The following is a 25638-nucleotide window of genomic DNA, read 5'->3' as shown; positions in this document are numbered from 1 at the left end:
TATATTAAGAATATATTCAGTAATTTTATCCAAAAGATCAATTAAAAAATTCAATCTTATTAATTTTTTCGAATATTTTCATAAAAGATTGTATTACCTTCGCAAAATAATTTTATAAAAGAAAGATAATATTTTGATCTTCTTTTAAGAAATTATTGTTTAATATAAATTTAGTAATTCTAATTAAAAGAATAATACGAATCTAATATTTTTGTAATTCAAAAAAAGATAATATAAAAAATACTTTTTAATTAATTTAAGTAAAAAAAAGAATTCATAAAGATTTTTTTTGATCTGTTTTTTTTGAAATTTCAGAAAATATTTCGATTAATCTTTTCATCTAAATCATATCATTGGATAGTAATCTTCTACATATCTAAATTATTTTTAAAAAAAAATGATATATAATAAAAATAATTTCAACTTCTTCTGTTATCATGTTTTGTAGAAAGTTTTCAAAAAAAAATGACTGGTGCCTCTTAATTCAAATGAAATATCAAGGAAATAAACAGATAATCAAAATCACCCAAAATGCATTCATCAAACTATCTCAAATTTTTAAAGGAGACCCCAAAATCAAGGGACTTTCTTTGGATGTAGTTAAATCAGGATGTCTTGGTTTTTCTTATAGAATGAAAGCAATTTATGAAGTAAAAGAATTTTACATCATTTTTAACATAAAGAGTAATATGAACTTCTTTATTTTACCGAAATCTATTCACTTAATAAATGGAGTTACGATTGACTATGTTAATGAAGGATTAAATAAAAAATTTAGTTTTAAAAATCAAAAAATTATCCATACATCTTGTAAATGCGGAAAAAGTTTTAATTTTAAATAAAAATATGTCAACGTATAAAAAAGGAAAAAGTTTTTCAATATCTGAAGAGAAATATAGGTTAGGATTTTCGACTCCTGTTTTATCAGACAAAACAAATTTGGGAATTAATGAAAAAATTATCTACCAAATTTCGAAAAAGAGGAAAGAACCAGACTGGATGTTAAATTTTCGATTAGAATCTTATAAAAAATGGTTAAAAATGAAGGAACCTCACTGGTTGAACGGATATTATCCAAAAATAAATTATCAAAAATATTTTTATTACTCCTCTCCAATACAGAAAAGGGATAATCCTAATTCAGGAATCTTAAAAAAAAGTTTTAAAAATCAAAATACATTAAGAGATAATAAAAAATATAATCTTTTGAATCAAGAAATTCAAAAAACTTTTGAAAAATTCGGTATATCTTTCAAGAAAAAAAGTACAATTGCTGTAGATGCTGTATTCGACTCGGTTTCTGTTTTCACAACTCATAGAAAAGATTTAGAAGATCTTGGAATTATCTTTTGTTCTTTTAATCAAGCAATTCGAAAATATCCGGAATTAGTAAAAAAATATTTAGGAAGTGTTGTTCCGAATGATGATAATTTTTTTGCTTCTTTAAATTCTGCTGTTGCCTCTGACGGAACTTTCGTATATGTTCCAAAATATACAAAATGCCCTATAGAATTATCCACTTATTTTAGAATTAACGAAAAAAACACGGGTCAATTTGAACGTACTATTCTAGTTGCAGATAAAGGAAGTGAATTAAGTTATCTAGAAGGTTGTTCAGCCCCAATTAGAAAAAATTATCAGCTACATGCAGCAGTAGTTGAAGTGATTGTTCATGAAGATGCAAAAGTGAAGTATTCTACCATACAGAATTGGTTTCCAGGAAAAATAGGAGAAAAAAATGGAATTTTAAACTTTGTTACGAAGAGGGCTTTATGTAAAGGGAAAAATTCTAATATGTCCTGGATACAGTCAGAAATCGGATCAGCAATTACTTGGAAGTACCCAAGTGTCATCTTAAAAGGAGATAATTCAGTTGGAGAATTCTACTCCATCTCTTTAACTAATGGAGATCAACAAGCTGATACTGGAACTAAAATGATTCATATCGGAAAGAATACCAGTTCTACAATCATATCTAAAGGAATTGCATGTGGAAAAAGTATAAACAGTTATCGAGGTTTAGTTAAAATTTTAGAAAAATCTGATTTTTCTCGAAATTATACTCAATGTGATTCTTTATTAGTAGGAAAAAAAAGTAGTTCACACGCCTTTCCATTGATTACTGTAAAAAATAGAACTGCTCAATTAGAACATGAAGCTACAACTTCTAAAATTAGTGAAGAACAAATTTTTTATTGTTCACAAAGGGGAATAAATCAAGAAAATGCTGTTTCTATGATCGTAAATGGTTTTTGTAGAGATGTTTTTTTTAGGTTTCCACTGGAATTCTCTGCAGAAGCTCAGGAACTTTTAAAAACTAATCTAGAAAGAATCATTTAAAAACAGAAACTGATTTCAATTTATTTAAACTTTTTAATAAAATTATGTTAAATATTCAGAATTTATCTGTAGAAGTTGAAAAAAAAAGGGTTCTCAAGAATTTGAATTTGAATATAAATTATGGAGAAGTTCATGTTATCATGGGTCCTAACGGATCTGGAAAAAGTACATTCGCATTTACTATAGCAGGAAAAAAGGAATATTCCGTACTACAAGGTAAAATTTTTTTTAAAGATCAAGATTTAACACGAGCTTTACCCGAAATTCGAGCAAAGGAAGGAATTTTCTTAGCCTTCCAAAATCCCATAGAAATTCCTGGAGTTAGGAACGATCTCTTTTTGAGAACTGCTTTGAATGAAATTAGAAGAAAAAGGAATCAGGAACCTATGGATATTTTAGAATTTCAAAAATTTTTAAGAAGTAAGGCTGAATTCCTAAAAATCTCTAAAGATATGTTAAATCGATGTGTAAATGTAGGTTTTTCAGGAGGAGAAAAGAAAAGGAACGATATTTTACAAATGTTAGTTCTAGATCCAGATCTTTGTATTTTAGATGAAATTGATTCTGGTTTAGATGTAGATTCTTTAAAGTTAATAGCTAATTCAATCAAATCAATGATAAATCGAAAGAGATCTTTTATCTTAATTACGCATCATCAAAATCTTATCGATTATATCAATCCAGATTTTGTGCACATCTTGCATCAAGGAACCATCATAAAGTCTGGTACGTATCTTCTATCTAAAAAGATAGAAAAAGATGGATATAGTTGGATTTATGAAAGATAAAAAAGAATTTAAAGATAAAAAAATAAGAAAGAAGATTTATAATTTATTTCGAACTAAGGAAGGTTCGATTGATTTTAGATTTTTAGAAAGAGAAGACTTTCGTTTCTTCATTCAAGAAAAAGTCAATGTAGATTTTTTAAAGGAAGTTTTGAAAAGAAAGTATATTTTTAATAAACTTTGTGAAAAAAAAATTCAAAAAGTTAGGAAAGCAATTAAGTTATTTTTTGGAAATTCTTCGACAGAAAAGTATTGGAAATTATGCATTTTAAATGGATCAATTATACCTGAGGAAAGTAATTATCAAGATAGTCCTTATCAAGTAAAAATTTTTAATGGAAATCATTCTTCTATTTTACGAAACTTTGTAGAAATAGAGGATCCTTTTTCTTACATAACGCAGTTCATATCTAATAAAGTGATATATATCCGATCTCAAGAAAATAGTTATCCAAGAAGGGTATTATACATATTTAATTTTTCCTATGGAATCGAGGAAAACCGATTTTCAAATATTAATCATTGTAGGTATTTCTTAGAAATTCTTCAAAATAGTAAGATCAAAATAATCGAAGTTTTTCTTTCAATTAATCGTTTTTCATGTTTTACAAATAGTTTATTCACTTTCAGTGTTGAAGAGAATAGTACTCTACAGTACGATAGGGTAAATTTGGAGAATGATCAAAACTTACATCATTCATATTCAGGAGCTTCTTTAAAAAGAAATAGTTTTCTAAAATACAATAATATTACTTTAGGTTCAAAAGATTCTCAAAACATTATAAAAATTTGTTTAAATGGATATAACAGTCGAGTAAATTTGAACGGTTTATCTCTTCAAAAACAGTCGGAAAAAAATAGTAATTACATTTCGATCGATCATATTTGTCCTTTTGGAAAAAGTGAACAAATATACAACATGGTAACTTTAGGTAAGAGTTCAATTAGTTTAAAAAATAATATTCAGATATTTCATCAATCTCCTTTTTCTTACGGAAAAATTTTAAATAGAAACCTTATTTTCGGAAAAAATTCAAAAGTTTTTTCTTCTCCTCATCTGAATATCTACAATAAGGAATCCAGTTGCTCTCACGGTGTGACTGTTGGAAATATTGATAAATCTTTAATATTCTATTTGTGTTCTCGTGGAATATCTGAAGATAAATCGAAGGAAATGATTATCAATTCTTTCTTTGAGAAAACGTTGAAAAAAATTCACGTAAAATGTGTCAAAGATAAGATACGCCAAACAATTAAAAATAAGATATTAAAAGGTTTGTAATGCATACTTCTATTATAGATTCAGATCTTATTCGAAAACAATTTCCGATCTTGTCAAGAAGGATTAATGGGTTTCCGTTAATATATTTAGATAATGCGGCTAGTTCTCAAAAACCAATACAAGTTAGAAAGAAAGAAGAACATTTTTTAGACTATTTTTATTCTTCTATTCACAGAGGATCGAACATTTTGTCCGATCAATCTACTGAACAAGTTGAGTCTGTTCGTTATCAAATATCAAAATTTATCAATGCTTCTGATAGATCAGAAATCGTATTTACTAAAAATACAACAGAAAGTATAAATTTGGTAGCTTATTCGTACGTGAAAAAGTTTGTACATTCTGGAGACAACATAATTATTAGTCAGATGGAACATCATTCAAATATTGTTCCTTGGTATATTTTATCCAATCAAGTGGGATTTGAGATTAGAATTTTACCAATTAATAAAGAAGGAGAGATTGATTTAAAAAACTTAAAAAAAATGATCGATTCTAAAACTAAGTTTTTATCAGTCACTCATATGTCGAATGTTTTAGGAACCATCAATCCTGTTCGAAAAATTATTGAATGCGCCAAAAAGTTTTCCGATATGAAAAATTCTAAATTACATGTCCTAATAGATGGAGCTCAATATATATCTCATTATCCGGTTGACGTTCAAAGAATAGATTGTGACTTTTATGTTTTTTCTGGACATAAGATGTATGGTCCGACAGGAATTGGAATTTTGTATGGAAAGAAGAAAATATTAAACCAATTGGATCCTTGGCAAAGCGGGGGAGGGATGGTTAAAGAAATGGACATATCTTACACTTCTTTCGATCAAAAGCATAAAATAAAAAGTATTACTTACGAAAAATCACCTTGGAAGTTTGAATCTGGAACAATAAACGTTGTTGGAATAATAGGATTAGGAGAAGCTTTAAAGTACATATCAGAAATAGGATATGAAAACATTTCTCGTTATGAAGAAGATTTGATTCGATATACTTATTACAAGCTTAAAGAAATAAGATCCATACGTTTATATGGTACTTTAAAAAAAAGAAAATCCATTATTTCCTTTAATATCGGTAGATGTCATTCTTATGACATCGGAAGGTTTTTGGACCTATATTCTATATCTATAAGAACAGGACATCATTGTGCTATTCCATTGATGAACTTCTATGGAGTATCTTCCATGTGTAGAATATCGTTGGCTATCTATAATCAAAAAAAAGAGATAGATTTTTTAGTAGAAAAATTAAAATATGTTGAAAAATTGTTGAGTCGTGAATAACTTTATGATACCAAGAATGTCTTCCTTACCTGAAAAGAAGAAACTTTTGAAAAACTTTCTTTGTTGTGATGATTTAGAACAAAAATATTTGTATCTGATCGATTTAGGAAAAAAGTTAGTTCCTCTGTCAAAAAAACAAAGAAATAAAGAAAATGAGGTTTCTGGTTGTCAAAGTAAAGTTTGGATTGTTGTAGAAAAAGATGATCGAGATGTAGCTCATATCAACGGATATAGTGATGCAGCAATAGTAAGAGGATTGATTGCAATTTTAGTCGTTCTGTTTAATAAAAGAAGTTCTCGTGAAGTACTTCGTACTGATTTAAACTCTTTTTTTAAAAAATTATCAATCGAAAGATATATATCTCCATCTAGAAGTAGTGGATTGCATGCTATTATTCAAAATATTTTTTCTAGATTATTATAGAAATTTTTTAGAATTTGATATAACTTTCTTTAGTTCTTTGGTTTTATGATAAAAAATTACAGAAAATTTCCGATATTTTTTAAAATAATTTTATTTTTTATCTTTTACTTTCCTACTTCTTCTCTTGTTTTTGCAAGAGATTACTTATTAAATCCATATGGAGGAAGATTAATAGGAAAAATAGAAAAGTATACCGTTCCAAAAAAAAAAGAATCTCTGGAAGATATTATGAGTCGATTCCAAGTTGGATTACTAGGAACACTTCGGATAAATCCAAAAATAGATGTTTATCTCCCGAGACCTGGCAGTCAAATAATTATACCGTCTCAGATGATAATTCCTAATTTAAAAGAAGACGAAGATATCTTAATCAATCTTGCAGAGCTAAGATTGTATCATTTTCTTAAAAAGAAGAATATAGTTTCAGTATATCCAGTAGGAATTGGACAAAAAGAAGCAAGTACTCCTACATTTGAGGCTAAAATCATTCAAATGATTAAAAAACCGGTATGGATTCCAACCAAGAATATACGTAAGAGATATGAACTTGAGGGAATAAAACTTCCTGAGGTCGTTCCTTCTGGTATTAACAACCCTATGGGTATGTATGCTATGAGATTATCCTATGGAAAAGGAGAGTATTTAATTCACGGAACCAATGAGAATTTTGGAATAGGTTCGAGAGTAACTTCTGGATGTATCAGATTGAGAAAAGAAGACATAAAAAAATTATTTAGTTCGGTTAAAATCGGAGATAAAGTTAGAGTTATCAATGAACCAATCAAATATTCCAAGGAACCAAGCGGAGACTGCTATATTGAAGTTCATCGTCCAATTTCAGAAGATAATGAATCTAAAAATCAAAGAACTACCTCTAAGTTTTATGAAAAAGATCCGGAACTCAAGAAGTTCTTAAAAACTAATAAAATAGAAGAAGAATGTTTTTTAAAAACTGTTTTAGATTGTTCTGGAATTCCTATCAAACTAAAAATGTCAAAAAATTAATCTTAAAGTCATCTTCTATTTTTTTAGATTGTCAACAGAACTCTTTCTTCTCTCAAAGACTTTATTTTTTGTATTTATGAACTTGATTATCTAATCTTTGGTTAGCTCGAACAGCTTCCTCCTTTGTATTTTGAAGATCAGTTTGTATTGATTGGGTTTCTTCAGATATGTTCTCTACTTTATCCTTTAAAGAATTTAAATCAGAACTTATCTTTTTGGTCTGATTATTTGTGGTACATCCGGAAAGTGTTAAAAAAATCAGAGTGAGAAAACACAAGATAAATTTATTCTTCATGATATACTCCAATGTCTTCGGTTATATTTTTAACTTTGCAAAGCGTAAAATTTCAAAGTCCTCCTGAAAGGAGGATTCAATCACACATTAAAATCTATTAAGAGAGATCTTATTATATACTTATCTATAATGAAAATCAATTTTTTCATACTTTCAAAATCTCTTCAGAAAATTACAAGATATGAATTGAGGAAGTATTAATGGTTCCACTAGGAACTAGTGCTCCACAAACCATTATGATGATATCTCCCTTTTGACCGACCTCCTCTTCAAGAGCAATTTTTTTTCCTTTAATATAAAAATCATCAGTTGAAACAAATTTTTCAACTAACTTTGGAAAAACACCCTTTACGAGAAGCAGCTGGTTAACCGTCTCTTTTCGAGTAGTTAATGCTAAAATTAGAGCTTTGGGAAAATATTTTCGAATAGATCTTGCAGATTTTCCTCCAAGAGTAGCTACAATAATCAGTTTAGCACCTAAATTTTCAGAAATTTCTACAGCACTGTGACAAACTGCTTCAGTGATTGTAGTTCTCTTCTTGTAAATTGTTCTATAATCGATATGATTCATAATGAAGTCGGTTCTTTCACAGATGTTGGACATAATTTTAACAGATTGAATTGGATATCTACCAGTCGCACTTTCTCCAGACAACATAACTGCATCTGTTCCGTCTAGAATCGCATTAGCGACATCTCCAGCTTCTGCTCTTGTAGGTCTCGGATTTTTAATCATAGAATCTAACATCTGAGTAGCTGTGATTACAATTTTGGAGGATTTGACACATTTTGAAATCATCATTTTTTGTGCAAATATAACTTCTTCTACTGGAATTTCTACTCCAAGATCTCCTCTAGCAACCATAATTCCATCTGATTCTTCCAATATACTTTCAAAATTGTTAAGTCCTTCTTGATTTTCTATCTTGGAAATTATAGAAATTTTTTTTCCTCCATAGTTTCTCAACAATTTTTTCACCTCTCTAACATCAGATCGTTTTCTGACAAATGAAATTGCAATAAAATCTACTTTTTTTTGGCATCCAAAAATTAGATCGTTCATATCTTGTTGAGACAATGATGGAAAATTTATAGAAATTCCTGGTAAATTGATACTCTTACTTTCCCCTAATGTTCCGTTATTCAATACCTTACAAATAATTCTTTGATTGTCAATCAATAAAACTTTCATTTCGATGAGTCCATCATCGATTAAAATAGAATCCCCTCCCTTCAGATCTTCATGTAATTTTGAATAAGTCACAGCTACCTGATTTTGATCTCCTAATATGGAAGAATCTGTAGTTAATACGAATTTTTGTCCGGTTTTTAGAAAAATATCTTTATTTTCTTTCAACTTCATCGTTCTTATTTCTGGACCCTTTGTATCTAGTAAAATAGCTATTTGTTTTTTTTTCTTAATACATATCTTACGAATATTCTCGATTCTCCTTTCATGTTCTTGATGACTTCCATGAGAAAAATTTAATCGGATAGCGTCCATCCCATGATCAATCAATTTAGATAACATATATTCAGATTCTGTTTTAGGTCCAATAGTACAAATTATTTTTGTCTTTTTCATAAAATTATATTTTATACTGATCGAATATTTTTTTAAGTTTGAAAAATCTGTAACAATAATTTACTAAAATGAATTATTTTAATGAAATTTATTTTTTAATAAATAAAAAAAAGATCATTAAGTAATTTAAATTAAAATTGATTCATATTATTGTATCTACAAACATAAAGTTTTTATAAATATTTTTTCAAGATCATCAAAAATTCTATGAATTAAACAGATAAGAATGAATTTTGCTCATTTTGTAACGTGCATGAAGTGCTTTTCTAATTGAAAGATTTTCAAAAACGTCGGAGAGTTAAAAGTAAATTTTTAATCAAAAAAAACAAGAGATATTAATTTTAAGTACTTCTTTTGAATTATAATAAGAAAAGATCTTCATTCCTTTTTAGGAAATTATTTATGAACACAATAAAAAAAATAGAAGAACAAATCAAGAAAAATAAGTTTCTGTTATATATGAAAGGGTCACCAGATTATCCAAGTTGCACATTCTCAATGAGAGCAGTACAAATTATAAATTTATGTAAAGTAAGATTCGCGTATATTGATGTCTTGAAGCATAAGGATATTCGTATAAACTTGCCAAAATATTCCAATTGGCCTACCTTTCCACAATTCTGGGTTAACTGTCAATTTATAGGTGGATACGATATTATGAAATCATTATATTTTGAAGGTAAGTTACAGAAAATGTTAAATGATGTGATTAAAAAAAACTAATCAAACTGAAATATTCTAGGAAGAATGTCTCATCATTTAAAACATGGTTAAGATTATGTGCTCCTAAAATGCTTAGGCGTATTAGAAACTCTTTGATAATTGTAGGAACATTTTTTCAAAAGATTGATTTCTGCTTAACATATTTTTTCTAATTTTATGGTTTTTCTTTTGGAAAAAATGAGAATTTTTCTTTATCATATCATCGGAAAACATATTCAATTTATGAATCTCTCATTGAATGTAAAAAATAATCCCTCAAGATAATAAATATGAAACACGAAAAGAGAAATTTAATTAAAATTTTTAAAGAACTTAAGTTAATCGATCAGTTGATTCACGAGAAAAAATTAGTTCAAACTATTTTAAAAAAGAATATTACTCTTTATTGTGGTTTCGATCCTACTTCCGATAGTTTGCATGTAGGTCATCTCATTCCATTGTTTTTATTAAAAACATTTCAAAACTTCGGACATAAACCGATCATATTAGTAGGAGGGGCAACAAGCTTAATAGGAGATCCTAGTTTCAGAGATTCTGAAAGATCAATAAATCAAGTAGATCAAATAGAAAGTTGGACAAGAAAGATATACAACCAAATAGGAATCTTTTTCGATTCTAATCACAAAAAAAATAAAGCGATCATTGTCAATAATATTGAATGGTTTGAAAGAATGAAGATAATAGATTTTCTAACAACGGTAGGAAGAAATTTTTCAATTAAAAATATGCTTCGTAAAGAACTAATTAAAAATAAATTAGAAAACCGTCAAGGAATTTCTTTCTCAGAATTTTCTTATAGTTTATTGCAAGCGTACGATTTTTACAAATTATATACAGATTATCATGCTTCTCTCCAAATTGGAGGGTCAGATCAATGGTCAAATATTATTGTCGGTATCGAACTAATAAAAAAATTATCTAGAAAAGAGGTATTCGGATTGACTTTTTCATTGATAACAAATTCGATAGGAAGAAAGTTTGGAAAAACAGAAAAAAATAACATTTGGTTAGATCCTAAAAAAACAAGCCCATATTGTTTCTATCAATTTTGGATTAATCTAGATGATCGAAACGCTCAGATGTTTTTTTATCTTCTTTTAATGAGCAATTCTACTCTAATACACAATTTAGAAATGAAAAAATATCCTAAAAAAATTCAGTACTTTTTAGCAAAAAAAGTTACTGAGATTATTCATGGAAAATATCTTTCAGATATGGCTCATGATATATCTAAAAAAATATTTGAATACCAAAAAATTTCTCAATTCAAAGAGGAGGATTTTCGAAATTTTCTAAAACTAGGAGTTCCTAAGATAGAGATCGATCTTTCTAGAAGATACGACATTCAGGAAATTTTAGTAAAATCTAAACTTTTGGATTCCAAAAGTCAAGCAAGAAATATGATCGAAAATCACTCAATCTCAGTTAATTTTCATCCATGCGAAGATAAAAGATTCATTTTTTCAGAAAACGAACAGATATTTCAGAGATACTCTATTGTCAGAAAGGGAAAGAAAGATTTTATTTTGATAGTATGGAAAAAAGTCAAGTGAAAAGTTTGTTTTCATTAAAAAATCCTTTTTTAAAAGTTAAAACGTTTCATTCTTCCTCAAAACAATTTCCATAAACGAAGTTAAAACCTCCGTCTACATGAATGATTTCCCCATTAATTCCAGAAGAAAGATCAGAACACAAGAAAACTGCACATTTTCCTATATCTTCTATTGAAATTTTTTCTGTCAGAATGTTTTTTTCAAATCTTCTATGCATTTTTCGGAAGTTTCTAATTCTTGAAGACGAAATTGTTAGAATAGGCCCAGATGAAATTGCATTGATTCTAATCTTACTCTCTTTGAGAGAACTTGCTATGTATCGAACATTGGATTCAAGAGATGCTTTAGCAGGACCCATGACATTATAGTTCGGAATTGATAAAGAAGATCCAATATAGGTTATAGTCAGTACAGTCGATCCTTTTCTTAACATACTTCTACAAGATTTCACCATTTCTACCAAACTGTAAGAACTGATGCTATGTGCTACTTCAAAATCCTTCCTTGTTACGACATTTAAATAATTTCCTCGAAATTGATTCTGGTTCGCGTATGCTATTGAATGAACGAACCCATCAAACTGACCCCAAATTTTTTCTAATCGACTAAAAAAAATCCTTATGTTTTCATCTGAAGAAACATCGCAAGGAATAACAATTTCAGATTCAAACTGTCTTGCTATTTTTTCCACTCTCGATTTAATTCTTTCATTTTGACAACTGAAAGCCAATTTCGCTCCATTTTGGTATAAGACTTTTGCTATTCCATAAGCAATGGAAAGCTTTCCAGATATTCCCGTAATTAATATCTTTCTTCCTTCCACGAGACCAATTTTATTTTTTTTGATGGTTGACGACATAAAAGTATCAGTTATTCTTTAATTTTTAATTAATTAATAGTTACAAAGATTTTTAAAAGATCTGATTATTTCGAACATATAATTATATCTCTTTCAGAAGAGAGAAGCCTATCCAACTATTCATGATAATTTTATCTCCGATAAAATTATTTCTCAAAACTTTTCTCAGCTCAGACATATCTAAAAATCTTTAAAATAAGATCTATTGTCGATGAATGTGCTCAATTAAATCCAAAACTTTTTCAGAATATCCAGTTTCATTATCGTACCATGAGATTAGTTTTGCAAAATTTCCGTTCAATAATGAACTTGCTTTAACATCAAAAATAGATACTAGCGTATTTCCATTAAAATCGCTTGAAACGACTTCTTCTTCTGTATATCCCAAAATTCCTTTTAAATACGTTTTAGAAGCATCTTCTATCAGTTCACAAATTCTGTTAAAAGAAGTCGAATACTTTAATGATACTGTTAAGTCAACTACAGATACATTAGAGATTGGCACTCTAAAAGCCATTCCAGTTAATTTTCCTTTTAAATCAGGAATAATTTTCCCAGTGGCTTGAGTTGCTCCAGTTGTAGAAGGTATGATATTTTGCATTGCACCTCTTCCATCTCTCCAATTTTTAATGGAAGGTCCATCGACAGTTTTTTGAGTAGCAGTAGCCGCATGTACTGTCGTCATTATTCCTTGTTGGATCTTAAAATTCTCATGTATGATTTTTGCTATCGGAGCAAGACAATTTGTAGTACAAGAAGCGTTGGAAACTATATCTTGATTTCTATAGTTGTAATGGTTCACACCCATTACGAACATAGGAGTATCATCTTTAGATGGACCCGTTAAAACAACTTTTTTAGCACCTCCTGACGATATATGAGGACGAGATAAGTTATCGGTTAAAAAAAGTCCAGTCGCCTCTGCTACACAATCCACTCCCATTTCCCCCCATCGAATATCCTTAGGATTTCTTTCAAAAGTACAGTGAACTTCCTTTCCATTAACTAAAAGCAGATCATTTCGAACTTCGATATCTCCTAGAAATTTTCCATGAGTTGAATCGTATCTAAGAAGATAAGCTATGTATTTCGTATCTAACAAATCGTTTATTCCAACTACTTCTATATTTTTTCTTTTTTGAGCAAGTCGAAAAATTAATCTTCCAATTCGACCAAATCCATTAATTCCAACTCTAATTGTCATTGAATTTCACCATCTTCATTTTTCGTTTTTGAATTTTTGAAGAAATTATTTAATTAATTTCTAAAAATCTTTTCAGATCGATTAAATAATGTCGAATTAAATAATATAGTTGAATTTTATAAAAAATCAAATTTTTTCTTCTTCATAAGAAATGATTTTTTTAAATAAATGATTAAAAAGTTCAAAATATATACTTTCCTTTAAAATGGAAAAATTTTATTCCAATTTATAGAACAACATAAATAAAATCAACGATTCAAAAATATCTAAAAGATCCCAATCTATTTATACGATATGTTACAGTGAAGACATATTGCATAACAATCATTAAAATTGGTGATATATTTATCGTACGGATTATATCCATATCTCATCAACTCAAGCGTTTCTTTTTTTTGAGATAAAATAATTGTTGAAATAAACAAATTTTTTATATTTGATGAAAATAAATCGATTAAATTTTCCATTAAAGAAGTATCAGAAAACATCCACTCCAACGAAGGGTGTTCGATATTTGAAATTTTCATAGCTGCTTCTATGGCGTCATCGAAATCTCCTAATTGATCAATCAATCCTACTTTAAATGCTTCTGAACCGATCCAAATTCTTCCATTCGCTATGGTTCTAACATCTTGAATATTTTTTTTCCTAGAGAGAGAAACGTATTTCAAAAATTTTTCATAGTTATGATCAACAGAAATCTTTAAAATTTCAGATAAATACGGATTTATTCCGGTATATTCAATCGGACCCTGAGATAAAGGGGTGGTGGAAATTCCATCACAACGTATTCCAATATCTTCTAAACTGCTTTCAAAAGTGTTGACAACTCCAAACACTCCAATCGATCCGGTAATAGTTGTCTGATCTGCAATAATACGATCAGATTCGGTGGATATCCAATACCCTCCTGAAGTTGCCATTCCTCCCATAGATACCACCACAAACTTTTTATTTTTTCGAAAAGATTTTAGTGCATTTCTGATTTTTTCAGAATCTGAAACGGTACCTCCTGGACTATTGATCCTGAGTATTAAGGATCGAATATTTGGATCGGATTCAGCTTGTCTGATTTTTTTTACAATATTTTCGCTATTTGCTATTGATGAATTCTCATAATTTTCCTCATTTCCACCTGAAATCATGCCTTGTACAAAAATAACTGCGATATTTGAAGGAAAATCATTTCTCTTTCCAAGAAATTTATCATTCCGTCGAGTTGAATCATTTTTGTATTCATATATGCTGATTCGATTGTATTGATTATCATCTCGACTTAAACCAAACTTTTCAATGAACTTTTCTTCCGGATTTGTTTTCTCTATGACATAATCAACTAACTTTTGATCCATAAGATATTTTGTGATATTTCCTCGATTGGATTTAATCTTTTTGATCATTGAGTTAATCTCTGGAAATACATCGTTTATTTTAATATTTCTATTTTCGGAAACTGTTCTCAAATAGTCTTTCCACAACTTTCTTAGACAAGAAAAATGATTTTCTTTTGATTCATGAGACATATTGTTTCTCATGAAAGGTTCTACGGCTGACTTATATTTTCCTGCTCTAAAAATATGGCTTTTTATCTTCAATTTTTCTAAAAAATCTTTATAATACATCCTATAATTGGATATTCCATGAATATCAATTTTTCCATAGTTCGATATGTAAATTTTATCTGCAAAACTAGATAAGTAATATTGTAGTTGACTATAATTTTCTCCTATAGAAAAAATTGGTTTTCCTGCCTTCTTAAATTCTTTTAAACATTTCCCAATGTAACGTAAAGAGGGTTGATCTGCATCTATTAGATGGTCTAACTTGAGGACCATTCCTTTAATTTTTCGATCCTTAGCCGCTTCTCTTATTGAATGGATTATTTCAAATAAAGAGTTTTTCCGAATTATTTCATCTTGACTAAAGAATAACTTTTGATTGAAGTTATTAGACGTTAGGAATGATTCGGAAGGAACATGATCTAAGATTACCCCATTTAAATCTAAAAGAAGCGCTCCGAAGTCACTTTTGTTAAATCCTTTATTTTCCAGATAAAGAAGAAAAATAAATATTAGTATAATAAGAAATAGAAAATTCAAAAAGAAAGAAATCAATTTTCTTATCAAAGTAAAAAGATAAAAAAAAGATCTTAAGAAAAAAACGAAAAAGTTTAAAAAACTCAGCATTTGATAGAAATTAAGTCAAATAAAAACCATTAAATTTAATAAATTTTCAACTACTACGATCATTTTTATTAAAAAATAAAATCGTTTTTTCGAAATAAATTTATATTTCGAAAAAAGCCCATATAGGAGCATGATCGGAAGGCCTTTTCATACTTCGAATAGAATAATCTATTCCAGAACTTCTGCAGGAGTCAAATAATTTCTTTGAAACTAAGATAAAATCGATCCTCAATCCAACTTTATTAAGAAACCCATTTGAGCGATAGTCGAACCAAGAAAATTTATTTTTTTTAAAAAAATTTCTTTTCGTGTAAGTATCAATCAACCCAAAAGATTTTAATTTTTTCATCCAAATCCTTTCTTCCGGCAAGAAGCCACATTTTCCTAAATTAATCCATCTATTCTGATGATACGGATCGATTCCAATATCTTGATCTTCTGGACTGATATTCATGTCTCCCATAAGGATAATATTTTTATTTTCAAAAATCTTTTTTTGAACATACTTAATTAAATTTTTGTAAAAATTTTTTTTCTTATTAAATTTAATTTTATTATTTCTATTCTCTCCTTGAGGACAATAAATATTAATTATTTGAATTTCAGTTTCTTGAAAGAAAATATTGGCTGAAATTACCCGATGTTCTTCATTCGAATTTTCTTTGAAAAATCTGATATTGATATCAAATAATTTTTTTTTACTGAATAAAGCCACTCCATGATGAGATTTTCGTCCATTTAGATATATATGATACTTATGGTCGAATCCATCTTTTGGAAAAAGACTATTTTCTACTTTAGTTTCCTGTAATCCTATAATATCTGGATCATATTTTTTAACAATTTCATAAAGTTGATGAAAATGTGCTCTAATTCCATTAATGTTAAATGAAACAATTTTCATTATAATTATCGTTTTTATAAAATAGAAATGATTTTCTTAATCCACAAAATATACTCATCGGATTATTGAACGGAAATCCGAATTAATCATGATATTTTCTCAAATTTTATGTTTTATTTCTTTCTGAGAGCAGGAAAAAATATGACATCTCGAATCGAACGACGATTTGTTAATAACATCACCAACCTATCAATCCCTATTCCTACTCCTGCCGTTGGAGGTAATCCATATTCAAGCGAAGTGATATAATCTTTATCATAAAAGGTATCTTCATCGATGTCTCTTCTAATCCCATTTTTTCGAGATTGTTGAAGAAACCGGCTTGTTTGATCAACTGGATCATTTAGCTCGGAAAATCCATTGGCTATTTCATATCCTCCAATGAACAGCTCAAATCGTTCTGCAACCAACGGATTCTCTCTACTTCTCTTCGAGAGAGGAGACACATCGATCGGATATTCGGTAACGAAAGTTGGTTGTATCAATTTCTTCTCAACTACTTTTTCAAAAATTTTATACTGTATCTCTCCTATAGAATCTTCTTTCTCAACTTGTACTCCGTATGATCTTGCAATCGTAAAGACTTTATCCTTATTCTCTAAATCTTTCATGGAAAATTGATTAGAAATATTTTGCAAGATAGATTGCTTCATTGTAACTTTTTTAAATCTTTTGTCGAAATTCAGAAAGTTTTCTCCGTACTTTATTCCACTCTTTTTAAGAGTTGACTCAACAATTTCATGAAATAAATTTTCAATAAAATCCATGAGATCAAGATAATTTTTATAAGCTTCATAGAATTCCATCATCGTAAATTCTGGATTATGTATGGTCGACACTCCTTCATTTCTGAAATTTTTACCAATTTCAAAGATCTTTTCAAATCCTCCAATGACCAATCTTTTTAGATATAGCTCGGGAGCTATTCGAAGATACAATTCAGATTTTAATGCGTTATGACGAGTCATAAAAGGCTTCGCTGAAGCTCCGCCATACATCGGCTGCATGATCGGAGTTTCTACCTCCATGAATCCTTTTTCGTTCATAAAACAACGCAACCAACTGATGATCTTCGATCGTATTATAAAAGTGTTTCTAGATCTTTGATTTAAAATAAGATCTAAACATCGATTTCTATGTTGAATCTCTTTATTTTTAAGTCCATAAAATTTACTTGATATCGTACGATATGATCTAGTTAATAGAAAAATCTTTCTACAATCTACAGTTAATTCTCCTGTTTTTGTTTTAAATACTTTTCCGTGAACTCCTATTAAATCTCCTAAATTGCATTTTTTAAATTTCTTCTCATAAATTTCTTCTTTAATATGATTTGAAGAGACGTATACTTGAATCTTTCCAGACATATCTTGTAGTGTAAAGAAAGACGCCTTTCCAAATATCCTTTTGGAGATCATTCTTCCAGAAACAGAAACATAATTTTCTAATTTTTTTAACTCTTTAGACTCTTTTTCATAAAATTTCTTATATAAATCTTCCGATAAATGGTCTCTTTTAAAATCTTCGCAATCGTTCTGAAAGAACGATTCTTTTCTTGTTTTCATTTCATTTCTTAAAGTTTTCATCTTCATATTCCGTACGAATATGGTTGAATTTTACATAATTGTCAATCCTTTTTTCTCAAGATCAAATTTGCTTTGATAAATTTATCGATCTTTCCTTCTAAAACAGATCGTACGTTTCTTTCTTCTATTCCAGTTCTTAAGTCTTTTACTCTAGAGTGATCCAAAATATAAGAGCGTATTTGATTTCCCCAAGCAATATCAAACTTGTTGTTTTCGATAACCTTCTGATTTTCTTGTTTTTCTTTCTTCTGAATCTCATATAGCTTATTTTTTAATTGCTTCAAAGCTTGTTCTTTATTTTTATGTTGAGATCTATTACTTTGGCACTGAGTAACTATTCCGGTCGGAATGTGTGTGATCCTGATCGCAGACTCCGTTTTATTGGTATGCTGTCCACCAGCACCAGAAGATTTATAAGAATCAATTTTTAAATCAGAAGACTGTATTCGGATTTCTTGATCGGGATCTTCTAAAACAGGATATACAAAAACAGAAGAAAAAGAAGTATGTCTTCTTCCAGAAGAATCGAAAGGACTTTTTCGAACTAATCTATGAATTCCAGTTTCTGTTCGTAACCATCCGTAAGCATATCTTCCTTTGATCATAATAGTGGATGATTTGATTCCTGTAATTTCTCCGTATGAAGTATTTAGGACATACGATCGAAAATTTTTTAAATCAGACCATTTTAAGTACATCTTTAAAAGCATACTTGTCCAATCCTGTGAATCTATCCCTCCCGATCCAGATTGTAAATCTATATAACAATCACAAAAATCATTTTCTTTTGAAAATAATCGAAATATTTTTAAATTTTCGATCATTGATCGGACATTAAATAGATCACGATATGTTTCTTTAAGAAAATCTTCATCTCTCTTTTCTTTTAGACATTCAATTAAAATTTCTATATTTTCTAGATATTGTTTTATCTTTTCTATTTTTTCTATTTCAATTTCTTTGATTGCGACTAACTTCTGCAATCCGATAAGTGAACTTAATTTTTTAGATCTCCAAATCTCATTTGAAGAAATTTTATTTCTTAGAGTTGTAAGTTCGATTTTTTTTTCTTCATATCTAAAGATATTCTTTAAGTTTTGAAACTCTCTATAAGATCTTTTAAAATCTTCCAATATCTTTTTTATTTCCATTTTTTAAAAAAGTTTGAGATTTTGAAGAAACACAATCTGGAGTGGAAAAATTATTTTCTTCACGCGATTGGCCATAGGTATTGAACCAGTAACTGTACTTCATTTCTATTATAATGATATCTATAATTAATATCTATTTTATAAGCTATTCTTACCAGATTTCCGAAATCAGAAGAACATTTAGAAATATAATTGAATGCAATTCCGTTAATTTCTTTTTTTTCCTTTACCAATTTTAATTTCATTTTAAGATGTTTTCTTTTAAAGATTTTTTTTTCTAATATCAAGAACTTTCCATCAAAAATAGGTTCTGGAAATTCTGGCCCCCAAGGGCCAGAATATCTAATCAACTCGGCCGTTTCTAAAGAAAGATCGTTTCCTTTTAGTTCCCCATCACTCAATATAGAACCATTTAATATGGATTGATTTAAAAATTTTTCAGAAAAGTGAGTAAACTTCTTTTGAAAAGTTTGAAATTTTCTTTCTTCCATTGTTAATCCAATTGCCATCTTATGTCCTCCGAATTTCAATATTAATCCTGGATATAACTGATTCATTCTTTCGATGGCATTTTTCATATTTAGTCCTTCGACAGATCTTCCAGAACCTTTTAAAGTTCCATCTTTTGATTTAGCAAAAATAATAGTTGGTCGATTAAAATATTCTTTTATTCGAGAAGCGAGAATACCAATAATTCCTTGATGCCATGTTGGATAGTATAAAACCAGAACTTTCGGCAAAATATCTTTGCTAAAATTGAGTGTTTCAAACATTTGATAAGCTTCTTTCTGCATGTTTTCTTCTATTTTCTTTCTAGATTCGTTTAATTGATTTAACTTCATAGCCATCGTTTTTGCCAAAGATTGGTCATCTGTTATCAACAGGTCAACACTAATTGACATATCATCCAATCTTCCAGCAGCATTTAATTTTGGACTGATCATAAAACTGAGATCATTTGAAACAATTCTTTTAATATCAATTTTTGAAATCATGATCAAAGCTTTTATTCCTGTACAACATAATCCGAACCTAATTCTTTTCAATCCTTGATGTACTAATATACGATTATTTTGGTCCAACGGTACGAGATCAGAGATTGTTCCCAATGCAACTAGATCCAAAAAGTTCGCTAAATTTGGAACTTCGATAGATCTCTTTCTGAACCATCCTTTTTGATTCAACTCGGATCGTAAAGCCAGCATTAAATAGAAACTAACTCCAACTCCTGCTAGTGATTTAGAGGGGAAATTTGAATTCGGTAAATTCGGATTTACTATTGCGTCTGCTTCAGGTAGGATACCTTCTGGAAGATGATGATCAGTAATGATCACCTTAATTCCGTTTTTTTTTGCAAAGTTTACTCCTTCGTGCGCAGAAATTCCATTATCTACGGTGATAATCAATTGAACTTTTTTTTTATAATCCTTTGAATTACAGTTTTAGTCAGACCATATCCATCTTTGAACCTATTTGGAATAAAATAATCGACATTTTTGTGTCCTATTTTTTTTAATATTCGAATTAGAAGAGCTGTGCTAGTTGCTCCATCAACATCAAAATCTCCTATCACGATGATTCTCCATTCTTCATACAATGCTTGTACTAAAAGATTTACTGCTCCTTTTATATCGTTCAAAAGATGATAATTCAAAAGAGATCGTGTGCTCAGTTCTAGATCTTTTTCGGAAAGAATTCCTCTAGAAGAATATATTTTTTTTAATATAGATGGTATTTTGAAAAGCGCACAATCTTCTTGTTTCCGACGGATAAGTTTCATTTTTTATCATTTTTTCTTCTGTTTTGTCAAACTAAAAGTAGTCTTTAAAAGTTAGTTTATACTGATATAATTTTTCCAATTTTATCAAGATCATGTGATTTCTGCAAAGAAGAACTTTCATTTCAAAAAAAATTCTCTTTACAGACAAAATTTTTGGGAAAAATTTCTGCTCTTTTGATAAATTAAAAAGTTTTATTGATCATTCAAGATGAACAAAGATGAACAAGGACGGATTTAGTTAGAATTTCATTAAAAATGAATATGTTTGGAATTTCTAAAGTCAAATTAACTCATAAGATATTAATGTAGAAAAAACTAAATTTTATACGACTAAGGTAGACTAATGTCCTTCTCTTTCCAAGAGAGAAATCCACTTTGACTCAATAAAGATTTCAAGAAACACAAAAATTTAAAAACTAAAATATTTTTTCTAAAGTTTAATAAAAAGCAAGGTTGTTTTAAATAAAAATAAGATCTAAAATTATTTAAAAATTCAAAAAATTTTCCAAAAATGGAATAATGTATCATTTCATACAAATCTAAAAAAGTCTGGTCTAGAACTTCAAATCATACGAAATTCTTTGCAAAGAATTTGAACTAACCTTTTTTTCAAAAAATTTGGAGCAATGGAGAACGCCTTTAATAAAGAATCGAAAAGAAAAGATCGACATGAAAAATTATGTACTTTAGATAAAAACTCAGTAATATATATCAAGTTTGAACGATCTAACTCTCTCTTTTCTTGATATCTTTTTAAATTTTTATAACTTCCAATATCTTCTCCTTTTTTTATTGATTTATAAATAATTTTAGAAAACTCATAAATATCTCTGACAATCAAGTTGAACCCTTGTCCTGCAACGGGATGTAAAGATTGTGAAGCACTTCCAATCAATACTAATCTGTGACTTTCAATTTTATTAGGAACTGAGAAATATATCGGAAAGATTTTTCTATCATCTAAATCTTTAATCTTTCCTAATAGTTTATTAAAAAGAGGAATCTCTTCTTCTACCCTTTTAACAAAATCTATTTTGTCAAGATTTTCCATATCTTTTTTTATTCTCTTGTCATAACACCAAATTAAACTTCCTAATTTTTTACCAATTGGCAAAATAGCTAAGGATCCATTTTCTGTGAATCTTTCTATTGATAATCCACAGAAAGGTTTTTCTACGGTAAACTTGGAAAGAACAACATATTGTTCAAAAATTTTGGACCATTTTACCATAAATCTTTTATCTTCATTGATATTAATTCGACAAGAAACAATTAACAGTTCTGAATATAATACTTTTCCACTTTTTAATTGAACTTCAACATAGTTCTTATAAAATTCTATAGAATCTACTTTGTCTGGACAATATAGTTTGATTGATTCATTTAGATTTAATTGAATCTTTTGAAACAAGTTCCTTCTGATATTTGATAAAGAGATCGTACATCCAAAAATAGAAGATGAGAAATGATCTTTCGCAGAAAATTCAAGTGGGTTTCTGCATCCTTTTTTAGATATATGAATTTTTCGAATTGGATAAATATTCTCTTGAAAACTAGAAAAAAGTTTAGCTTTTTTAAACTTTTGTATTGTATCGTGATTTAAAAATATTGTTCTATCTTGATTTGAAAAATATTTTTCTATATAGTTCATCTCCACCAGAGAGATCTCTAGTCTTTCTTTACAAAACTTATTTAGAAACAAGGTTAAAGAAATTCCGCTTAATCCACCTCCAACAATAACTATCTTCATTAACTTTTTATCAATTTTGATACATTCATTTTCATGAAACAGAAAACTTCTAAAAAATCAAGCAAATCACCAACCTATCAAAAATTTGAACCGTAACTTCACAGATCGTAACTTTTTTGAAAAATTTTAAAAAGATAAATTAAAAAAATTTTTATTTTTTTTGAACTCTAAAATATCGAATTAGAAATAAAACTCATTTGAATCTTTTTTAATCTTTACATAGATCCCGTCAAAGACTTAAAAAACTTGGTGTCTTTCAAAAATTTCTTTAACGATATCTAAAAAATGTCCTGAATTAATCATTTTTCATTAATCTCAGTTGAATTTAATTATCTTCGCAAAAGAATCTTTTTATTCCTTGATGAGTAGCAAGAAGAACAATATCGGCCGGTCTATTAGCGAATAAGCCAACAGTTATTACTCCAGCTATGGAATTAATCTGATCTTCTAAATGAGTTGGATTAAATATTTTTAATCGATATACATCTACAATAATATTTCCGTTATCTGTAATAACGTGCTTTCGATGCTTCGGAATACCTCCCAGTTTTTTCAGTTCTCTAATCACATAAGATTTTGCCATTGGAATCACTTCTACTGGAAGTGAAGATTTTCCAAGAATGGTAACCTTTTTAGATTCATCTGCTATTGCAATAAACTTTTTTGCCATTGCAGCTATGACCTTTTCCCTTGTGAGAGCCGCCCCTCCTCCTTTGATCATCATTAGATTATTATTAAATTCATCCACACCATCTACATATATATCAACGTAATCTACATCATTGCTATCAATTATAGAGACACCAATTTCTTTAAGTTTGTTAGTAGAAGATGTCGAACTGGATACTGCTCCACGAATGATATTTTTTTTTCTTTTTAAACCATCTATGAAATAAGAGACAGTGGAACCAGTTCCTACTCCAATTACCATATCTTTTTCGATATATTCTAATGCAGCCATCCCTGCCATTTTTTTAAAATCATTCCAAGTCATATTTTTCTAAAAAATCGTTAGGTCTTATTCATTTTAAAAAAAATTTTGTTATAAAACAGAACCGTGATGATTACCTTCATATTATCAGATTTTCTATTGATTCATCAAAATCTAAATAAATCTTTTAAAAGATCTTATGATCATTAGTAGTTTAATAAAATTCAAAATTGGTCTAAATTTCTTAAAAATCTGTACTTGTACATAAACATTTTGATTAAAATGAGTCAACTCAATCCGAACGTTGTTTAAAGTCATTTATAAGAAATTAATTTTTATAAAATGAAAATAAAATTAATATTGTTTAGAATATTTTTGATCTTTTATCATAAACAAAAAATTGATTGGAAAATCTCTTTCGTATTTTTATATCTCGTATCTTGAAAAAATAGATTTTTTATTTGGTAAATCCGTAATACTTCCTTCAAAAATCTTCGAAGCCATTCCTATAGATTCATAAAGAGTTGGATGTGCATGAATAGTTAGAGAAAGATCTTCTGCGTTACAACCCATTTCTATAGCCAGTCCAATTTCTCCCAACAATTCTCCTCCATTTGTTCCAATAATAGATCCCCCTAAAATCCTTTTAGTTTCTTTATCAAAAATAATTTTTGTCATTCCGTTAGTACAATTTGAAGCAATCGCTCTTCCTAGAGCATTCCAAGGAACTGTAGATGTCTCAAAGTTAATATTACGATCTTTTGCCTCCGTTTCTGTTAATCCAATCCAGGCTATTTCAGGATCAGTATAAGCAATAGATGGTATCACATATGGATCGAAGTAATGATTCATTCCTCGAATAACCTCTGCAGCAATATGACCTTCTTGCATTCCTTTATGTGCTAACATCGGAAGACCAACTACGTCTCCTACTGCATATATATGGGATAAATTAGTTTTCATTTGAGAATCTACATCAATAAAACCTTTTGAATCTACTGAAATACCGATTTGATTTAGATTTATTAAATCAGAGTTTGGAGTACGTCCAATTGAAAGTAATAACTTATCATATTCTCTAGTTATTTCTTGATCTTTTTCGTTTTTCATAACTACTAGCATTTTCTTTGAGTTTTCTGAAATTTTTAAGACCTTTGTTTTGAGCATGACATCGAATTTTTTTCTTATAGTGTTCGTATAAAATTGAGAAATCTCTTCTTCTACCATAGGTAATAAACGGTTTTGAACTTCTACTATATCTATCTTCGATCCTAAAGAATGATATATGGTTCCAATTTCTAGTCCAATTATACCACCTCCTATGATTAACATAGATCTTGGTATTTCATGGACATTCAATGCTTCATTTGAGCTCCACACATTTTTTCGATTTAGGTTTTCTGTTTCTAAAATTTTGGATAATTGAATTGGACGAGATCCAGTAGCAATGATCGCGTTTTCAAAAAAAATCTCGTAATTTTCCTCTGGGTTTTCTACTAAAACAGAGTTTGAACTAATAAATTTTCCAAATCCATTTACCAACTTAATCTTTCTGTTACGCATCATCTTATATAGATTATTTGCGATCTTTGATACAACTTTTTCCTTAAATTCTTTAATTTTCTGAACGCAAATTTCACTCGACTTATGAAAAATCCCTATTTCAGATAACCAATTAGATTCCTGAATAATTTTAGATATATTCAAAAGAGATTTGGATGGGATACAACCTACATTTAAACAAACTCCTCCAATTCTATTGAATTGTTCTACCAATACTGTTTTAAGACCTAAGTCTGCACAACGAAAAGCCGCCGAATACCCTGCAGGACCGGATCCTATAATTATCACCTGAGTCTTAATTTTTGATTTCATATATTCCTTTTTATTTCTAGTAAACTTCGTTTTTGAATAACATATAATACGACTGAATTTTTTTTAAAAAGAATAAGTTCCTAATGATTTTTCGAAAAATTTCTTTCAGAACATAAAAAATATAAAGCAAGAAA

20 protein-coding genes and 1 pseudogene are annotated in these 25638 nt (G+C 28.7%); 9 read left to right on the top strand and 12 right to left on the bottom strand.

Annotated elements, in window-relative coordinates:
- Window positions 1-488: 488 nt before the first annotated feature.
- From AOE55_RS00655 to AOE55_RS00625, 7 genes are read left to right on the top strand one after another with little or no spacing between them, the layout of a single operon-like run.
- Entirely contained in the window at window positions 489-842 is a 354-nt protein-coding gene (locus tag AOE55_RS00655; RefSeq protein WP_192847575.1) for a HesB/IscA family protein, read from the top strand.
- 4 nt (window positions 843-846) lie between these two features.
- The gene (gene sufB, locus AOE55_RS00650; protein ID WP_013087576.1) at window positions 847-2340 is read left to right on the top strand and encodes a Fe-S cluster assembly protein SufB; all 1494 of its coding nucleotides are present in this window, start codon (window positions 847-849) and stop codon (window positions 2338-2340) included.
- Window positions 2341-2384: 44 nt separating this feature from the next.
- Window positions 2385-3128, top strand: coding sequence for a Fe-S cluster assembly ATPase SufC (gene sufC / locus AOE55_RS00645; protein WP_013087537.1), 744 nt, complete (start codon window positions 2385-2387; stop codon window positions 3126-3128).
- The gene (locus AOE55_RS00640) at window positions 3100-4407 is read left to right on the top strand and encodes a SufD family Fe-S cluster assembly protein (protein WP_041855167.1); all 1308 of its coding nucleotides are present in this window, start codon (window positions 3100-3102) and stop codon (window positions 4405-4407) included. Before sufC ends, AOE55_RS00640 begins: the two co-directional genes overlap by 29 nt.
- Window positions 4407-5693 (top strand): SufS family cysteine desulfurase, encoded by a 1287-nt coding sequence (locus AOE55_RS00635; protein ID WP_013087397.1) that lies wholly within the window; start codon window positions 4407-4409, stop codon window positions 5691-5693. The genes AOE55_RS00640 and AOE55_RS00635 overlap by 1 nt, the downstream gene beginning before the upstream one ends.
- Complete coding sequence (sufE, locus tag AOE55_RS00630; protein WP_196769130.1) at window positions 5686-6117, top strand: cysteine desulfuration protein SufE; 432 nt, start codon at window positions 5686-5688, stop codon at window positions 6115-6117. The genes AOE55_RS00635 and sufE overlap by 8 nt, the downstream gene beginning before the upstream one ends.
- Before the next feature lie 45 nt (window positions 6118-6162).
- Window positions 6163-7122, top strand: a complete 960-nt coding sequence (locus AOE55_RS00625) for a L,D-transpeptidase family protein (protein ID WP_080611637.1) — start codon at window positions 6163-6165, stop codon at window positions 7120-7122.
- Window positions 7123-7183: 61 nt separating this feature from the next.
- Here AOE55_RS00625 and AOE55_RS00620 read toward each other — a convergent pair whose 3' ends face one another.
- Window positions 7184-7417: an LPP leucine zipper domain-containing protein gene (locus tag AOE55_RS00620; RefSeq protein ID WP_013087724.1), complete on the bottom strand. Its 234-nt coding sequence runs from the start codon at window positions 7415-7417 to the stop codon at window positions 7184-7186.
- Between the two features lie 172 nt (window positions 7418-7589).
- Window positions 7590-9002, bottom strand: a complete 1413-nt coding sequence (gene pykF / locus AOE55_RS00615; RefSeq protein WP_013087789.1) for a pyruvate kinase PykF — start codon at window positions 9000-9002, stop codon at window positions 7590-7592.
- 402 nt (window positions 9003-9404) lie between these two features.
- Here pykF and grxD point away from each other — a divergent pair, with 402 nt between their 5' ends.
- Together grxD and tyrS are read left to right on the top strand one after the other, a co-directional pair.
- Window positions 9405-9725, top strand: coding sequence for a Grx4 family monothiol glutaredoxin (gene grxD / locus AOE55_RS00610; protein WP_013087861.1), 321 nt, complete (start codon window positions 9405-9407; stop codon window positions 9723-9725).
- A 269-nt stretch (window positions 9726-9994) separates the two neighbouring features.
- Complete coding sequence (gene tyrS / locus AOE55_RS00605; RefSeq protein WP_013087470.1) at window positions 9995-11278, top strand: tyrosine--tRNA ligase; 1284 nt, start codon at window positions 9995-9997, stop codon at window positions 11276-11278.
- A 46-nt stretch (window positions 11279-11324) separates the two neighbouring features.
- Here the strand turns inward: tyrS and AOE55_RS00600 are convergent, their stop codons facing one another.
- From AOE55_RS00600 to lpdA, 10 genes and pseudogenes are all read right to left on the bottom strand, one after another.
- Window positions 11325-12137: an enoyl-ACP reductase FabI gene (locus AOE55_RS00600; RefSeq protein WP_013087554.1), complete on the bottom strand. Its 813-nt coding sequence runs from the start codon at window positions 12135-12137 to the stop codon at window positions 11325-11327.
- Window positions 12138-12339: 202 nt separating this feature from the next.
- Window positions 12340-13341: a type I glyceraldehyde-3-phosphate dehydrogenase gene (gene gap, locus AOE55_RS00595; RefSeq protein ID WP_013087734.1), complete on the bottom strand. Its 1002-nt coding sequence runs from the start codon at window positions 13339-13341 to the stop codon at window positions 12340-12342.
- A 281-nt stretch (window positions 13342-13622) separates the two neighbouring features.
- Complete coding sequence (sppA, locus tag AOE55_RS00590; protein ID WP_196769129.1) at window positions 13623-15467, bottom strand: signal peptide peptidase SppA; 1845 nt, start codon at window positions 15465-15467, stop codon at window positions 13623-13625.
- Window positions 15468-15627: 160 nt separating this feature from the next.
- Complete coding sequence (xthA, locus tag AOE55_RS00585; RefSeq protein ID WP_080611634.1) at window positions 15628-16431, bottom strand: exodeoxyribonuclease III; 804 nt, start codon at window positions 16429-16431, stop codon at window positions 15628-15630.
- Window positions 16432-16544: 113 nt separating this feature from the next.
- Window positions 16545-18017: a lysine--tRNA ligase gene (lysS, locus tag AOE55_RS00580; protein WP_013087624.1), complete on the bottom strand. Its 1473-nt coding sequence runs from the start codon at window positions 18015-18017 to the stop codon at window positions 16545-16547.
- Window positions 18018-18058: 41 nt separating this feature from the next.
- Window positions 18059-19168, bottom strand: coding sequence for a peptide chain release factor 2 (gene prfB / locus AOE55_RS00575; protein WP_013087412.1), 1110 nt, complete (start codon window positions 19166-19168; stop codon window positions 18059-18061).
- A 59-nt stretch (window positions 19169-19227) separates the two neighbouring features.
- Window positions 19228-20948, bottom strand: a pseudogene (recJ, locus tag AOE55_RS00570) (single-stranded-DNA-specific exonuclease RecJ).
- 562 nt (window positions 20949-21510) lie between these two features.
- On the bottom strand, window positions 21511-22698 hold the full coding sequence (locus AOE55_RS00560) for a Rossmann-fold NAD(P)-binding domain-containing protein (RefSeq protein WP_013087792.1): 1188 nt from the start codon (window positions 22696-22698) through the stop codon (window positions 21511-21513).
- Between the two features lie 325 nt (window positions 22699-23023).
- Entirely contained in the window at window positions 23024-23692 is a 669-nt protein-coding gene (gene rpiA / locus AOE55_RS00555) for a ribose-5-phosphate isomerase RpiA (protein ID WP_013087400.1), read from the bottom strand.
- Between the two features lie 363 nt (window positions 23693-24055).
- Window positions 24056-25549: a dihydrolipoyl dehydrogenase gene (gene lpdA, locus AOE55_RS00550; protein ID WP_225995199.1), complete on the bottom strand. Its 1494-nt coding sequence runs from the start codon at window positions 25547-25549 to the stop codon at window positions 24056-24058.
- Between the last annotated feature and the right edge of the window lie 89 nt (window positions 25550-25638).

The organism is Candidatus Riesia pediculicola, from assembly GCF_002073915.1.
Taxonomy (GTDB): domain Bacteria; phylum Pseudomonadota; class Gammaproteobacteria; order Enterobacterales; family Enterobacteriaceae; genus Riesia; species Riesia pediculicola.
Note: the sequence above shows the minus strand (reverse complement) of the source record. Positions and strands in the feature narration are given on the sequence as shown.

Coding starts and splice junctions, on each gene's coding strand:
- pykF (WP_013087789.1), bottom strand. CDS start 9,002: ATGAAAAAGACAAAAATAATTTGTACTATTGGACCTAAAACAGAATCT.
- gap (WP_013087734.1), bottom strand. CDS start 13,341: ATGACAATTAGAGTTGGAATTAATGGATTTGGTCGAATTGGAAGATTA.
- sufB (WP_013087576.1), top strand. CDS start 847: ATGTCAACGTATAAAAAAGGAAAAAGTTTTTCAATATCTGAAGAGAAA.
- AOE55_RS00600 (WP_013087554.1), bottom strand. CDS start 12,137: ATGTCGTCAACCATCAAAAAAAATAAAATTGGTCTCGTGGAAGGAAGA.
- grxD (WP_013087861.1), top strand. CDS start 9,405: ATGAACACAATAAAAAAAATAGAAGAACAAATCAAGAAAAATAAGTTT.
- AOE55_RS00560 (WP_013087792.1), bottom strand. CDS start 22,698: ATGAAGATAGTTATTGTTGGAGGTGGATTAAGCGGAATTTCTTTAACC.
- tyrS (WP_013087470.1), top strand. CDS start 9,995: ATGAAACACGAAAAGAGAAATTTAATTAAAATTTTTAAAGAACTTAAG.
- AOE55_RS00625 (WP_080611637.1), top strand. CDS start 6,163: ATGATAAAAAATTACAGAAAATTTCCGATATTTTTTAAAATAATTTTA.
- AOE55_RS00620 (WP_013087724.1), bottom strand. CDS start 7,417: ATGAAGAATAAATTTATCTTGTGTTTTCTCACTCTGATTTTTTTAACA.
- AOE55_RS00655 (WP_192847575.1), top strand. CDS start 489: ATGAAATATCAAGGAAATAAACAGATAATCAAAATCACCCAAAATGCA.
- sufC (WP_013087537.1), top strand. CDS start 2,385: ATGTTAAATATTCAGAATTTATCTGTAGAAGTTGAAAAAAAAAGGGTT.
- AOE55_RS00635 (WP_013087397.1), top strand. CDS start 4,407: ATGCATACTTCTATTATAGATTCAGATCTTATTCGAAAACAATTTCCG.
- prfB (WP_013087412.1), bottom strand. CDS start 19,168: ATGGAAATAAAAAAGATATTGGAAGATTTTAAAAGATCTTATAGAGAG.
- lysS (WP_013087624.1), bottom strand. CDS start 18,017: ATGAAAACTTTAAGAAATGAAATGAAAACAAGAAAAGAATCGTTCTTT.
- AOE55_RS00640 (WP_041855167.1), top strand. CDS start 3,100: ATGGATATAGTTGGATTTATGAAAGATAAAAAAGAATTTAAAGATAAA.
- xthA (WP_080611634.1), bottom strand. CDS start 16,431: ATGAAAATTGTTTCATTTAACATTAATGGAATTAGAGCACATTTTCAT.
- rpiA (WP_013087400.1), bottom strand. CDS start 23,692: ATGACTTGGAATGATTTTAAAAAAATGGCAGGGATGGCTGCATTAGAA.